The organism is Achromobacter sp. (assembly GCF_049647645.1).
Taxonomy (GTDB): Bacteria; Pseudomonadota; Gammaproteobacteria; order Burkholderiales; family Burkholderiaceae_B; genus Achromobacter.
Window position 1 is genome coordinate 24,280 of the sequence record NZ_JBARYB010000211.1, and the last position, 12,870, is coordinate 37,149.

A 12,870-nucleotide genomic window follows, 5' to 3' on the forward strand; every position below is an offset into this window, starting at 1 on the left:
CGATGACCCGAGGATCGATTCATTTGACGGAAAATAGGGACGCCGCAACGAACTGAAAGACGTTCGTCATAAATGCCGGTTCCAGCTCCGCGCGCCGCAGGTATATTGGGGATATTTCCCCTACCAGTCGGGCGTTCATCATGATCAAAGGTTCCTGCCTGTGTGGCCGAGTCGCCTACGAGATCACTGGCCCGCTCACCGACGTCCTCAACTGCCATTGCACGATCTGCCGCAAGGCGCACGGTGCCGCCTTCCGCAGTCGAGCGACGGTCCAGGCCAAGGACTTTGCCTGGACCCGCGGCGAAAACCACGTCACCTGGTACTGCTCATCCCCGGGCAGCTATCGCGGCTTCTGCGAAGCCTGCGGCACCCCTTTGCTAACCCGCTTCGACCAGACCCCGGACGTCTACGGCCTGCCGCTGGGCCCGCTGGACGACGACCCCGGCATCAAGCCGGCCGCCCATTGCCATGTGGCCAGCAAGGCGCCCTGGTTCGACATCAGCGACGACCTGCCGCAGTACCCCGACGCGTATGGCGCGATGGAAGAAGACCATCCGCAGGCGGTTACATAAAAACTCAACCATCTGGTTGAATTTATTCGGAAGGCCGGGCTATATTCAACCCCATGGTTGAATCAAATCCCTCCCCCGTCCTCGATGCCGTCTTTCGCGCGCTGGCCGATCCCACGCGCCGCGACATGCTGCGCAGCCTGGCTCGGGCCGAGCAGACCATCGGCGAGCTGGCGGCGCCCCACAGCATGAGTTTCGCGGGCGCCTCCAAGCATGTGCAGGCCCTGGAACGCGCCGGTCTGGTCCGGCGCTCCATCCGCGGCCGCACGCATGTGTGCAGCCTCAATCCGGAACCCATGGCCGAGGCCATGCAATGGCTGCGCTTCTATGAACATTTCTGGTCGGGCAAGCTGGGCGCGCTGGAAGCCGCGCTCGTCGCCAGCCGGTCCCCGTCCGCGTCTTCTGGAGAACAACATGAGTGATCACGGCGTCGTCCTGGACCCCACCTCCATCCGCTTCACGCGGATCCTGCCCGCCAGCGTCGACGAGGTCTGGGCTTTCCTCACCGAATCGGAAAAGCGGGGCCGCTGGCTGGCGTCCGGCGACATGGAGCTGCGCGAAGGCGGCGGCGTCACGCTGCGTTTCATGCATGCGGACCTGTCCTCGGTACCCGAGCCCGTGCCCGCCGCCTACAAGCCGTATGAAGGCGGCGTCACCACGCAGGGCATCATCACGCGTTGCGAACCGCCGCGGCTGCTCGCGTTCACGTGGGGCGGCTCCCCCGGCCATCCTTCCGAGGTCATTTTCGAGCTGTCGCCCCAAGGCCAGGAAACGCGCCTGGTGCTGACGCACCGCAAGCTGTCCTCGCGCGACGGCATGGTGGACGTGGCCGGCGGCTGGCATGTGCATCTGGGTGTACTCGAGGCCCGCCTGGCCGGCCGCGCGCCCGGCCCGTTCTGGTCGGTCCTGGGTCGCGTGGAGGAAGAATATCGGGAGCGGATCCCCTCCGGCCAGAGTCGTTGAGCAACAACTATCACGGCAGAGTGACAGATAAATACTGGCTAATCACTGCGCTTTGCAGTAACATAAGTCCGTGATTTTTCCGCAAAAACCGGGCTTCGGTCACTCTGCGTGCCAACCTGTACCACCTGCGGGCAATGCTCCGGGTCAACCCAGGACGTGCCCGGTTTCGCCGGAACAACCCCGCCCCCGCCAGGCGCGCCTCCAACCCAACCGTCGCACGGCCTGGCTGCAAAAGCTCCACCCCGCTTCTTCCGGCGATTTGCGCAAAACGCGCCGCCGCGACCAAGCCGCGCACCGCGCGCACACTGCCCATGCGGCGCGAGTATCCGTCATTTCAGACATCCGCTTCGGATGCCGTGGCCCTTACCCGCGCATGCCCGGACGTTTTACGTTCAAACCGCTGGACCCGCTGTCCGGGTCCGACGCGCTTGCCGCCCTGTGCTGCAAGCCATGCCGCCGGCATGGCAGCGCGTATTGATAGGAGAAAAGAATGGCTAAAGAAGAACTCATCGAACTGGATGGCATCGTTGACGAAGTGCTGCCCGATAGCCGCTACCGCGTGAAGCTGGACAACGGTATCGAAGTCGGCGCCTACGCCTCCGGCCGCATCCGCAAGCACCGCATCCGCATCCTGGCGGGCGATCGCGTCACCCTGGAAATGTCGCCGTATGACCTGACCAAGGGCCGCATCAACTTCCGCCACAAGGACGAGCGCGGTCCCGCCCCGCAGCGCCCCCAGCAGTACCGCCGCTAAGCCAGGGCCACAGGGCCGGCCCTGCGCCGGCTCCCCCTCTCGCGCCAGCCTTAAACCTGGACCGCGAAATGCCGTAATGCGTGGAGCGCCCGTTCATGAAAGAATGGCGCCCTCTGCCAGGCGCGACGCCGGCAGGATGAGCATGAAGCAAGATGGACCTGACACAAGATCTGCAAGCCGCCGCTGACCAGCTTGCCCTGGCGCGAAGAAAATTCGTCAAGGGCGAGGAAGGCCTGCGCCTGCTGCATCAGTCGCGCGAGGCCTTCATCAACAGCCTGCGCAATACCGGCCTGACCTACGCCGACGCCAAGACCAAGTACGACAACTGCCTGGACGAGCAGGAAGCCGAGCAGCTCCATGTGCGGCAGCAAATGGACTACGCGGAACGCGTGCACCAGCACGTGCTGCAACTGATCGCGCAGCAGGCCGCCACGGCCTGAAGACGCGCGGGCCGGCCCCGCGACGCCCCGCCTTCGCCGATGGAATCAGGGCTTGAATGCCCCGATGAAGATGGCCGGATCGACGCGCGCGTCGTTCAGGCTGACGTTCCAGTGCAGATGCGGACCGGTCGCGCGGCCGGTCGCCCCCACTTTCCCCACCAGTCCGCCGCGCGGCACCTCGTCGCCGACTTTCACGTCGATCGCCGACATGTGGCAGAACATGCTGACGAAGCCCTGACCATGGTCCAGGAACACCGTCTTGCCATTGAAGAAGTAATCCCCCACCAGCACCACCACGCCGGCGGCCGGCGCCTTGATCGGCGTGCCCGAGGGCACGGCGAAATCCAGGCCCGAATGCGGATTGCGCTCTTCGCCATTGAAAAAGCGCCGCAGACCGAAGGGGCTGGACAAGCGGCCGCCGTTCACCGGCCGGTCCAGCAGCAGGTTGCTGGGCGTGACGCCGGCGCGGTAGCCGCGGTTGGCCGCGGTCTGCTCGGCCAGTTCACGCTCGATGCGCGCCATATCGTCAGGATTCGGATTGACCTGGCGCGGATTCTTCAGCGTGATGTGCTGGGCCTTGTACTCCTTGGCGCCGACCTTGAAGGGCAGCGCGCGCTTGCCTTGCGCGTCCTTGACCTCCACCTGCTGTTCGCCCGGCTTGACGCTCAGCGGGATGCCGACCACGGCGATCCACTGCTTGCCCTCTTCGCGCAGCACCAGCACGCGCCGGCCCAGGAAGGTGACTTCGGGCGCGCGTTCGGCGTCGCCCAGACCCAGGACAGCGACGCCGCCAGGCACCGGAACATTGAGCTTGCGGCTGATGAAGCCGGCCTGCTGCGCGCGGGCCGGCAGGCCCAGACAGAGGGCAGCCGCGGCCAGGCCCAGCCGCAGGACGTCGCGACGATGATGCATGGCGTTCACAGGCACAGGTTGGCGGGCTCGATAATGGATTGGTCGCGGCGGGCGATGCGCGTGGACAGGCGCACGTCGGTCTTACCCTTCCAATGTATGGTCGTCAGCACGGCCTCCACGCCCAGGCTGTCTTCCTGGATCAGTTCAAAGCCGTTGCGCACCGCCTTCTGCTGGAAGTTGATGCCCATGTTCTTCCACGATTCCGCCACGCAGGCCGTGTAGTCCTCGGGTGTGCGCTGGGTGGAGCCGTAGAAGACCGGATCGCGGTCGCGCACGTCTTTGACGTTGGCGCAGGCCGACAAGGCTGCCAGGACAGTAAGGGACAAGACGGTGCGGACCTTCATGGCGATGGGACTCTCGAGCGGTGGGGTGAAAGGGGCGGCCAATATAACGCAGCGCCGGATCAGGGCTGCGGCGGGCGGCGGGCCGATTTGGGCCGGAAGGCCGCGATGACTTCGGGCCGGGTCTCGGCGTACGGGCCGCCGATAAGATCGATGCAATAGGGAATGGCGGCGAAGATGCCCGGCACCAGCACGGCGCCGTCCTCGCCCTTGAGCCCCTCCAGCGTTTCGCGGATGGATTTCGGTTGGCCAGGCAGGTTGACGATCAGGGCGGCATGGGCGGGCGTTTCCCGGATGACGGCCACCTGGCGCGACAGGATGGCCGTGGGCACGAAACGCAGGCTGATCTGACGCATCTGCTCGCCGAAGCCGGGCATTTCCTTGGTGCCGACGGCGAGCGTCGCCTCGGGCGTGACGTCGCGGCGCGCCGGACCGGTGCCGCCGGTGGTCAGGACCAGGTCGCAGCCGCAGCCGTCCACCAGCTCGATCAGCGTCTCCGAGATACGTGCGGGTTCGTCGGGGATAAGCCGGTCCACTGCCTGCCAGGGCGAGGCCAGGGCGCCGCCCAGCCATTCGCGCAGCGCGGGCAGCCCCAGGTCCTGGTACGTGCCGCTGGAGGCTCGGTCGGAAACGGACACCAGGCCCACGATCAGTTCGTCGGGGTGCTTGCGGGCGATGCGGGTAGTGGCGGTCATGGGCTGCGCAATCTTGGTGAGGGGCATACAGGCGGCGCGGATGCGGCGGCGGGCGAGGTCAATCATGGAAATCCAGAAGAACCCCGCCACAGCGATGCTATCGCATTCTTTCCCTGCGGGAATCGCGACAGCGGGCATCGCAGCGGCAGCAGGCCCTGTGGCAAAAAGGCGAATCGGCTTTGGCCCCGCTTTCCCGCGCTTGTTCCGGTCATGCCCGCTCGATAACATCCGCTAACAAACCTACCCCTATAGAGAGAGCCCCGCGCGGCATTGGTTCCCCATGTTCAAACGTACGCTACGGCAGCATGCGCTGGCGGCGGCGCTGGCCCTGGCCGCGGCGGCTGCCGCCGGGTGGAGCGCCCTGCACGCCCTGGCGCTGAAGACGGAGCCGGTGCCGGCGGCCGCGCCGGGCATCTACATCCCCAACCTGGGCAATACGCTGCAGGAACAGACGCGCAACCTGTCCCGCATGAGCCAGGCCCTGCGCACCGGCGACCGGCTGGTGATCCTGGGTTCGTCCGAGCTGACCAGCAACGACCTGCGCTTCGTGCCCTACCGCTACCTGGCCGACGAATTGCAGATGCCGGTGCTGGCCTATGGCCATTCGGGCTTCCAGTCGCTGGGCATGCAGCTGGTGCTGGCGGCAATGGCCGAGGACCTGTCGCCAGCATCGCGCCTGGTGGTGATGCTGTCGCCGGGCTGGTTCGACGGCGAGGGCGGACTGGGGCCGGACGAGTTCAAGGAACATGCCAATCCGTTGCTGCCCCGTCTGCTGCGGCAGCCCGAGGGCCGGGCGGAGGTGGTCCGCTGGCTGCAGGCCAAGGGCGACGCGGGCGTCGCCTGGTCGATGGCGGCCGAGCAGGCCTACGTCTTCCGCCAGCGCCTGGTCGACCTGTGGGCGCCCGCCCATGCGGCGCCCGTCCCCGAGCGCGAACGCCAGGGGCCGCCCACGGCCGCCCGCGTGGTGGATTGGGAGGCGCTGGCGGCCCAGGCCCAGGGCGCCGAACAGGCCCTGATGGGCGGCAACCGCTACGCCGTGCGGGACGAGTTCTTCAATAAGTACCTGCGCAGCATCCCCGAAGGCGGCAAGACCGCCTATCAGCCCCAGCCCCTGACCGGCCGCGATGAACTGCGCGAATTGGACGCCCTGATGGCCTTGCTGCGCCAGCGCGGCGTCAATGCGCTCTTTGTCATGCAGCCGCTGCATCCCCTGGTGTTCAAGGACCTGGACCGCTTCGGTCCGGTGCAGCGGGAAGTCGCGGCGCTGTGCCAGCGTTACGCCATGCGCTGCATGGACATGTACAGCGCGCCCTTCGAAGTGGGGATGCTGCGCGACGTGCAGCACCTGGGAGAGCTGGGCTGGCTGCGCGTGAACCAGAAAATCGCGGAAGTTTTCTACCCATGAAGGATGGCCGGCAATGAAACGTACCCTGTGGCTGTGCCTGCTCTACCTGGGCGTCCTGGCGGTGATGGTGATCCAGGCGGATACCTCGGCGAATCTGGGCAAACCGATGGAAATCGAGTTCCAGTATTCGAAGTTCTGACCTCGGGCGGGGTCCGTTGCCTGCATTTGGTAGCCGCAAGCAACCAGTGACAGGTCACAAATCTGCAATAATCGGCTCCTCTCGCCGGAACCTCCCCCGCCTCCATGTTCGACCTCTTCCACGGCCTAGACCTCTGGGTTGGCCTCAGCCTTGCGCTGGCCCTGACATTCGTCCTGGCCTTCGAATTCATCAATGGATTCCATGACACGGCGAACGCCGTGGCCACGGTCATCTACACCAAGGCCATGCCGCCGCATCTGGCGGTGGTGCTTTCCGGCATTTTCAACTTCCTGGGCGTGCTGCTCGGCGGCGTGGGCGTGGCCTATGCCATCGTGCACCTGCTGCCGGTGGAACTGCTGATCAACGTGGATACCGGCCGCGGGCTGGCCATGGTGTTCGCCATGCTGGCCGCCGCCATCGCCTGGAACCTGGGCACCTGGTACTTCGGCATCCCGGCATCCAGCTCGCACACGCTGATCGGATCGATCCTGGGCGTGGGCCTGGCCAACGCGCTGATCACCGACCTGCCGCTGGCGGACGGCGTCAACTGGGGCAAGGCCGTCGACATCGGCCTGTCCCTGGTGGCTTCGCCGGTGGCCGGTTTCCTGGTGGCGGGCGGCCTGCTGCTGCTGCTCAAGCGCTGGCTGCCGCTGTCGAAGATGCACAAGACGCCGGAACAGCGCCGCGCCATCGACAACAAGAAGCATCCGCCCTTCTGGAACCGCCTGGTGCTGGTGCTGTCCGCCATGGGCGTGAGCTTCGTGCACGGCTCCAACGACGGCCAGAAAGGAATCGGCCTGATCATGCTGGTGCTGATCGGCATCGTCCCCGCCAATTTCGTGCTGGATACCAACAGCACCACCTACCAGATCGAGCGCACCCGCGACGCCGCCAACCACCTGAACGTGTTCTATCAGCGCAATGAAGCCATGCTGGGCGAATACCTGGCGCTCAAGCGCGTGGACGCGACCACCGAGCTGCCGCGCAACTTCCGCTGCGATCCCGAGCTGACCATGCCGACCATCGCCGCACTGCAGACGGATCTGCACGGCGTGTCCAACTACGCCGATCTGTCGGCCGAGAAGCGCATCTCCGTGCGCCGCTACCTGCTCTGCCTGGACGACACGGCCAAGAAGGTCGCGCGCATCGAAGGGCTGCCCGCCCGCGAACGCGCGGACCTGCAGCGCCTGCGCGCCGACCTGACCGCCACCACCGAATACGCGCCCTTCTGGGTAATCGTGGCGGTCGCGCTGGCGCTGGGCGCGGGCACCATGGTCGGCTGGCGCCGCGTAGTGCTGACGGTGGGCGAAAAAATCGGCAAGCAAGGCATGACGTACGCGCAAGGCATGTCCGCGCAGGTGACCGCCATGGGCGCCATCGGCCTGGCTAACGTCTTCAGCCTGCCCGTGTCCACCACCCACGTGCTGTCATCGGGCGTGGCCGGGACAATGATCGCCAACAAGACCGGCCTGCAAGGCAGTACGGTCCGCAACATCCTGATGGCCTGGGTGCTGACCCTGCCCGCCTCAATGTTGCTGGCCGCCGGCCTGTTCTGGATCGGCGTGCAGATCGCCGGCTGATGCTTGGCGGCCGTGCAGGCAATCTGCACGGCCGATGCAACACTCTGGCTACCCCGCCAGGCTTCCTGCCGGCATGGCCCGCGTCTACCATGACGCCATGGCTACCTCAAATCCCACCCTGCATTACATTTTCGACCCGCTCTGCGGCTGGTGCTACGGCGCCGCCCCGCTGGTGGAGGCGGCTCGCGCCGTGCCCGGCCTGGACATCGCGCTGCATGGCGGCGGCATGATGACGGGCGGCAACCGCCAACCGGTCACGGACAGGCTGCGCCGCTATGTCATGCCGCATGACGAACGCATCGCCGGCCTGACGGGCCAGCCCTTCGGCGACGACTACTACGACGGCCTGTTGCGCGACGAAGGCGCGGTGTTCGATTCGGAGCCGCCCACCACCGCCATCCTGGCCGCGCAGACGCTGGCAGGCCGCGGTCTGGACCTGCTCAAGCGCATTCAGCGCGCCCACTACGTGCAGGGCCTGCGTATCGCCGATCCGGCGGTGCTGGAATCCCTGGCGGCCGACATCGGCCTGGACCCGAAGGCCTTCCGCACCGCCTATGCTGCCGCCCAGGGGACCGAAACCGCCGCGCACATCGCCGCCAGCCGCAAGCTGCTGGCGCAGGTCGGCGGCAGCGGCTTCCCCACCCTGGCGCTGGAACGCGCTGGCGTCTACGAAATGCTGGAGCCCAGCCGCTACCTGGGCCGTCCGGAGGAATGGCAGGCGGACCTGCGCGCGCGTATCGGCCGCGGTTGACGCCGGGGGCGCCGCCTCAGGCTTCCTCGATGTCGCCGTCGCGCTGCAAGGCGCGGTGCATGGCCGGGCGGTCGCCCAGCCGTTCCGCATAGGCGGTGAACACCGGCGTCTCGGGCACGACTTTCACCTGCATCATGTACTGCAGCGTGCCGCCCAGCACGATGTCCACGGCCGAGAACTTCTCGCCCAGGAAAAACGGCCGCGCCTGCAAGACGCGGGTCAGAACCTGCTCGACCTCATCGGCCGAGCCCCAGCCCAGCGCGCCGCCCGGGTGCGGCGTCTTGAAGGCGCGCTCGGCCATGGCGGGCTCGAACACCCCGGTGGAATAGGCCAGCCAGGTCAGGTAGGGACCGCGCAGCGGATCGCCCACCACCGGCCCCAGCCCGGCTTGGGGGAACAGATCGGTCAGATAGAGGGCGATGGCCGGGGTCTCGAAGACAGGCACGCCGTCATGCACCAGGGCTGGCACCTTGCGGTGCGGGTGGATGTCGATGTAATCCGAGGGCATGTGGCCCGCGCTGTCGCTGCCGCGGATGGACACCATTTCGGTGTCGTAGGGCACGCCCAGCTCTTCGAGCAGCCAGAGTATCCGGAACGACCGCGAGCGCGGCGCATGATAAAGCGTAAGCATGGTCGGCCTCCATGGAAGTCCGACCATTTTGCTCCGCAGGCGTTACGCCGCCAAGGCCAGCAACACCCCGTATCCCGCCATGCCCAGCAGCACCGCGACGCCGGCATTGCTGACCAGGCGCGCGGCCACGGCAGTCACGACCAGGCCGCCCACATAGGGGCCGATGTTCGCCGCCTGCTCGCCAGCGGCCAGCAGGTCGGGCACGATCACCGCCGCCGCGATCCCGGCCAGCAGCGACGGCCCCAAGGCGGCCAGCGCCGAGCCCTCGCGTGACAGGTGCCGCAGCAGCCGGCTGCGCTCGGACAGCATGAAGGGCAAGGCGCGCGTCAGGTAGGTGATGGCCGCCATGGCGATCACCGCGCCCCAGAAACCCAGTCCGTCGGTGTTCATGCGGACCTCCGCAGGCGATACGCGACGCAGCCGATGAGCGCGCCGGCCAGGATGGCCAGGGTGGTATGGCCCAGCGCAGCCACGGCGCCGGCGCCGGCCACCGCCGCGATGATGGGCAGGCCCATGCCCCGCTTTGCGCTCTGGCACACCAGGGCCATGAACAAAGCGGGCAGCGCAAAGCGCATCACCTGGGACAGCATGGGGTAGTGGCGCTCCAGCCCGTCTCCCGCATAGACGCCGACGGCGGTCCCGGCGATCCAGGTCAGCCAGGCGCCCAGCCCCAGCGCGATCATCCAGCGCTGGCGGCCCGCGGGCGCCACGGCCTGCAAGCGGTTGAAGGCGGTGGCGAAGACCTCATCGGTCAGCAGGAAGGCAACCTTCAGGCGCTGATTCAGCGCCGCAGGCAGGAAGCGCGACAACAGCGGGCCATACAGCAGATGGCGGGCGTTGAGCAGCGAGCACAGGGCCACCACCCACAGCCACGGCGTGCCGGCCTTGATGGACGCGAGCAGCAGGAACTGGCTGGCGCCGGCGTAGACCAGCACGGAAATCAGCACCACCTGCAAGGGCGACAGGCCTGCCGCCACGCCCGCGATGCCGAAAGTCACGGCCACCGGGAAGTAGCCGATCATGACGGGCAGGCAGGATTTCAGGCCATCGATGCGGGCGCCGCCCGCAACAGCGGGCGCGGAGGCAGGAGGTGTCTGCAAGGTATTTCGCTGGTCTCGTTCCACGGCCAGCTAGTTTACCCATGCGCGCGCCGCCGTTACTTGTCTTCCAGGCCCAGTGCGCGCAGTTGCGCCTTCAGGCGGCGGACTTCCTGGCTCAGGTCCAGGATCAGCGCCGCCGCGTCCAGACCCGCGCCGTAATCCCGCAGCAGCCGGCGGGCATCCAGCGCGCGCTGCAGGTCGGCGCTGTAGAAGCGCCATTCGGCGGGTCCGTGGCCGCTGGTCGTGACGATGCCGACCTCGACCAGCCGCGCGACCCATTCGACTTCCTCGCCGCAGGCGCGGGCCAGGTCGTCGGCGGAAAGCGGCCGGGACTTGCCCACGACGGTGGCGGTGGTGACGACTATTTTTTTCATGGTCATACCCCCAGGTGGCGCCGTGGATTGAAGGGCAAGTCCTGCTGCAGCTTGCGGTAGGCCTCCTTGGCCGCCTCGCTGTCAGCGGGCGGCAAGACCAGGTCCAGCACCAGATAGAGATCTCCCGGCGGATCGCCCGGGATGCCGCGACCGCGCAGGCGCAGCTTGCGGCCATTGGCGGACCCGGGGGGGATCGAGACTTCGACCGTGCCACCCGGCGTGGGCGCATGCACGCCAGCGCCCAGCGCGGCTTCCCAAGGCGCCACCGGCAGCGTCATGTAGAGATCGCGGCCGTCGGCGCGGTAGCGCGGATGCGGCTTGAAGCGGACTTCCAGATAGAGATCGCCGTTCTCGCCGCCGCCGTAGCCCGGCATGCCCTGCCCGGCCAGGCGAATGTACTGGCCTTCGCGCACGCCGGCAGGAATGCGCACGCTGAGCGTGCGGGTCTGCATGTGGGGGCGGCCCTGATCGTCCATCTGCATGGAACGCAGGCTGATGTCGCGCGTGGCGCCCTTGAGCGCGTCTTCGAGGTCCACCTCGATCGCGGCGTGGTGATCCTCGCCGCGCGCGCGGAATTCCTGCTGCTGATGCTGCGCCCCGCCCCGGCGGTTGCGGCCGCCGAACAGCGAGGAGAAGAACTCGCTGAACTGCGCCTCGTCGCCGGGCGCGGCGCCGCGGTGGAACTCGAAGCCTTCGTCCCAGCCGGGCGGCGGTTGGAAGCTGCCCTCGGGCGATACGCCGGCGGCCAGGTTGTCGTAGGCCAGGCGCTTTTCCTTGTCGCGCAGCACGTCATAGGCTTCGTTGACGTCGCGCATGCGCGTTTCAGCGTCGCTTTCCTTGCTGACGTCGGGATGATATTTGCGGGCGAGCTTGCGGTAGGCGCGCCGGATGTCGTCTTCGGAGGCTTCCCGCTCCACCCCCAGAATGCTGTAGTAGTCCTTGAACTCCATGTGCAGCCCTTGGCAAAGCGTTGCGGCCGCCTCCGGTTGCGCCGGATCCGGCCTGGGATATCAAGAAGATAGGGGTTATGGAGCGATTTTTCAATGCGCCAGGCCAAGCCTGTTCCCGGCCTGGCGTAGTATCTGTTTTCTCAACGGGGCGATTCCGCCCGGTCCACGACGCAGGATTCACGATGAAGATGAGCAACATCCCCTTCGGCACCACCGACTGGTCCGAGGTGGAACGCACCGAACACGCCGGCGACACCGGCATGGCCTATTGGCGCACCCGGCAGTTCGGCGACCTGCGCGTGCGCATGGTCGAATACACGCCGGGCTACCTGGCTGACCACTGGTGCAGCAAGGGCCACATCCTGTTCTGCCTGGAAGGCGAACTGCACACCGAACTGGAAGACGGGCGACAGTTCGTGCTTACGCCCGGCATGAGCTACCAGGTCGCGGACCAGGCCGAGCCGCACCGCTCCTCCACCGCCGTGGGCGCCAAGCTCTTCATCGTCGACTGAGGCCCCGGCGCGACAGGCCAGCCGCAGATGCGGTACGCTTTTAAGTAGCCGCGGCCTTCCTCCGCCGCGCATGCCATTACCCGTCCGACCGGAGACTAGATTTGGGCGCCCCGCTTACGCTATTCGTCGATTCCCTGTTCCTCAGCCCCTACGCCATGTCGGCCTATGTGGCGCTGACCGAAAAACAGCTGCCGTTCGAGGTGCGCCCCATCGACCTGGAAGCGGGTGAGCAACGCATGCAGCCTTACCAAAGCCGCGCGCTGACCTCCCGGGTGCCGGCATTGACGCACGCGGACTTCAGCCTGACCGAATCCAGCGCCATCACCGAATACCTGGAAGACGCGTTCCCCGCCCCGGCCCACGCCGCGCTGTATCCACGCGACCTCCAGCAGCGCGCCCGCGCCCGCCAACTGCAGGCCTGGCTGCGCAGTGACCTGGGCGCGCTGCGCCAGGAACGGCCGACCGAAACCGTGTTCTACGGCGCTGCCGGACTGCCGTTGTCGGACGCGGCCCATGCCGCCGCGGCCAAGCTCATCCACGTGGGCACCCACCTGGTGGGCTCGGGCCGGACCTCGCTGTTCGATGAATGGTGCATCGCCGACACGGATCTCGCGGTGATGCTCAAGCGCCTGTTCCAGGACGATATGCCCGATGCCCTGCGCGCCTACGCCGACGCTCAGTGGCAGCGCCCCTCCGTCCAGAAATGGCTGGGACACAACGCCGCCGCGCGCGCCTGACCCGACCTGGAGCCGCG

19 protein-coding genes are annotated in these 12,870 nt (G+C 67.1%); 11 read left to right on the forward strand and 8 right to left on the reverse strand.

Annotated features, from left to right (window positions below):
• Positions 1–140 precede the first annotated feature (140 nt).
• The 5 genes from WBB14_RS24790 to WBB14_RS24810 all read left to right on the forward strand — a co-directional run bounded on the left by WBB14_RS24790 (position 141) and on the right by WBB14_RS24810 (position 2,726).
• A complete protein-coding gene (locus tag WBB14_RS24790) occupies positions 141–572 on the forward strand; it encodes a GFA family protein (protein WP_424242117.1) in 432 nt (143 codons plus the stop codon).
• 53 nt (positions 573–625) lie between these two features.
• The gene (locus tag WBB14_RS24795) at positions 626–991 is read left to right on the forward strand and encodes an ArsR/SmtB family transcription factor (RefSeq protein WP_424242118.1); all 366 of its coding nucleotides are present in this window, start codon (positions 626–628) and stop codon (positions 989–991) included.
• Positions 984–1,532 carry an SRPBCC family protein gene (locus WBB14_RS24800; RefSeq protein ID WP_424242119.1) on the forward strand — a complete coding sequence of 183 codons (549 nt, stop codon included), beginning with the start codon at positions 984–986 and terminating at the stop codon, positions 1,530–1,532. Before WBB14_RS24795 ends, WBB14_RS24800 begins: the two co-directional genes overlap by 8 nt.
• A 490-nt stretch (positions 1,533–2,022) precedes the next feature.
• Positions 2,023–2,286, forward strand: a complete 264-nt coding sequence (gene infA, locus WBB14_RS24805) for a translation initiation factor IF-1 (RefSeq protein WP_207465529.1) — start codon at positions 2,023–2,025, stop codon at positions 2,284–2,286.
• A 152-nt stretch (positions 2,287–2,438) separates the two neighbouring features.
• Positions 2,439–2,726: a hypothetical protein gene (locus tag WBB14_RS24810; RefSeq protein WP_424242120.1), complete on the forward strand. Its 288-nt coding sequence runs from the start codon at positions 2,439–2,441 to the stop codon at positions 2,724–2,726.
• 45 nt (positions 2,727–2,771) lie between these two features.
• On the opposite strand, the gene WBB14_RS24815 is transcribed toward WBB14_RS24810, so the two are convergent.
• The 3 genes from WBB14_RS24815 to mog are packed head-to-tail and all read right to left on the reverse strand — an operon-like array spanning position 2,772 to position 4,674.
• Entirely contained in the window at positions 2,772–3,638 is an 867-nt protein-coding gene (locus WBB14_RS24815) for a peptidoglycan DD-metalloendopeptidase family protein (RefSeq protein ID WP_424242121.1), read from the reverse strand.
• Positions 3,639–3,643: 5 nt separating this feature from the next.
• A complete protein-coding gene (locus WBB14_RS24820) occupies positions 3,644–3,982 on the reverse strand; it encodes a hypothetical protein (protein ID WP_424242122.1) in 339 nt (112 codons plus the stop codon).
• Between the two features lie 59 nt (positions 3,983–4,041).
• Entirely contained in the window at positions 4,042–4,674 is a 633-nt protein-coding gene (mog, locus tag WBB14_RS24825; protein ID WP_424242144.1) for a molybdopterin adenylyltransferase, read from the reverse strand.
• Positions 4,675–4,954: 280 nt separating this feature from the next.
• Between mog and WBB14_RS24830 the strand changes: the two genes are divergently transcribed.
• The 4 genes from WBB14_RS24830 (at position 4,955) to WBB14_RS24845 (ending at position 8,549) form a co-directional block, all read left to right on the forward strand.
• The gene (locus WBB14_RS24830; protein ID WP_424242123.1) at positions 4,955–6,079 is read left to right on the forward strand and encodes a D-alanyl-lipoteichoic acid biosynthesis protein DltD; all 1,125 of its coding nucleotides are present in this window, start codon (positions 4,955–4,957) and stop codon (positions 6,077–6,079) included.
• Between the two features lie 13 nt (positions 6,080–6,092).
• On the forward strand, positions 6,093–6,218 hold the full coding sequence (locus WBB14_RS24835; protein WP_008162923.1) for a hypothetical protein: 126 nt from the start codon (positions 6,093–6,095) through the stop codon (positions 6,216–6,218).
• A gap of 104 nt (positions 6,219–6,322) precedes the next feature.
• A complete protein-coding gene (locus tag WBB14_RS24840) occupies positions 6,323–7,798 on the forward strand; it encodes an inorganic phosphate transporter (RefSeq protein ID WP_424242124.1) in 1,476 nt (491 codons plus the stop codon).
• Between the two features lie 73 nt (positions 7,799–7,871).
• Positions 7,872–8,549 (forward strand): DsbA family protein, encoded by a 678-nt coding sequence (locus WBB14_RS24845; RefSeq protein ID WP_424242125.1) that lies wholly within the window; start codon positions 7,872–7,874, stop codon positions 8,547–8,549.
• Between the two features lie 16 nt (positions 8,550–8,565).
• Here WBB14_RS24845 and WBB14_RS24850 read toward each other — a convergent pair whose 3' ends face one another.
• The 5 genes from WBB14_RS24850 to WBB14_RS24870 are packed head-to-tail and all read right to left on the reverse strand — an operon-like array spanning position 8,566 to position 11,604.
• Entirely contained in the window at positions 8,566–9,180 is a 615-nt protein-coding gene (locus tag WBB14_RS24850) for a glutathione S-transferase family protein (protein ID WP_424242126.1), read from the reverse strand.
• 42 nt (positions 9,181–9,222) lie between these two features.
• Positions 9,223–9,570, reverse strand: coding sequence for an AzlD domain-containing protein (locus WBB14_RS24855; protein ID WP_207465539.1), 348 nt, complete (start codon positions 9,568–9,570; stop codon positions 9,223–9,225).
• Positions 9,567–10,280: an AzlC family ABC transporter permease gene (locus tag WBB14_RS24860; RefSeq protein WP_424242127.1), complete on the reverse strand. Its 714-nt coding sequence runs from the start codon at positions 10,278–10,280 to the stop codon at positions 9,567–9,569. Before WBB14_RS24860 ends, WBB14_RS24855 begins: the two co-directional genes overlap by 4 nt.
• A gap of 56 nt (positions 10,281–10,336) precedes the next feature.
• On the reverse strand, positions 10,337–10,654 hold the full coding sequence (locus WBB14_RS24865) for a chaperone modulator CbpM (protein ID WP_332015751.1): 318 nt from the start codon (positions 10,652–10,654) through the stop codon (positions 10,337–10,339).
• A gap of 2 nt (positions 10,655–10,656) precedes the next feature.
• Positions 10,657–11,604: a DnaJ C-terminal domain-containing protein gene (locus WBB14_RS24870; protein WP_424242128.1), complete on the reverse strand. Its 948-nt coding sequence runs from the start codon at positions 11,602–11,604 to the stop codon at positions 10,657–10,659.
• Between the two features lie 182 nt (positions 11,605–11,786).
• Between WBB14_RS24870 and WBB14_RS24875 the strand changes: the two genes are divergently transcribed.
• Both WBB14_RS24875 and yfcF read left to right on the forward strand, forming a co-directional pair.
• Positions 11,787–12,116 carry a DHCW motif cupin fold protein gene (locus WBB14_RS24875; protein ID WP_013395717.1) on the forward strand — a complete coding sequence of 110 codons (330 nt, stop codon included), beginning with the start codon at positions 11,787–11,789 and terminating at the stop codon, positions 12,114–12,116.
• 101 nt (positions 12,117–12,217) lie between these two features.
• Positions 12,218–12,853 carry a glutathione transferase gene (gene yfcF, locus WBB14_RS24880; RefSeq protein ID WP_424242129.1) on the forward strand — a complete coding sequence of 212 codons (636 nt, stop codon included), beginning with the start codon at positions 12,218–12,220 and terminating at the stop codon, positions 12,851–12,853.
• The last annotated feature ends 17 nt before the right edge of the window (positions 12,854–12,870 follow it).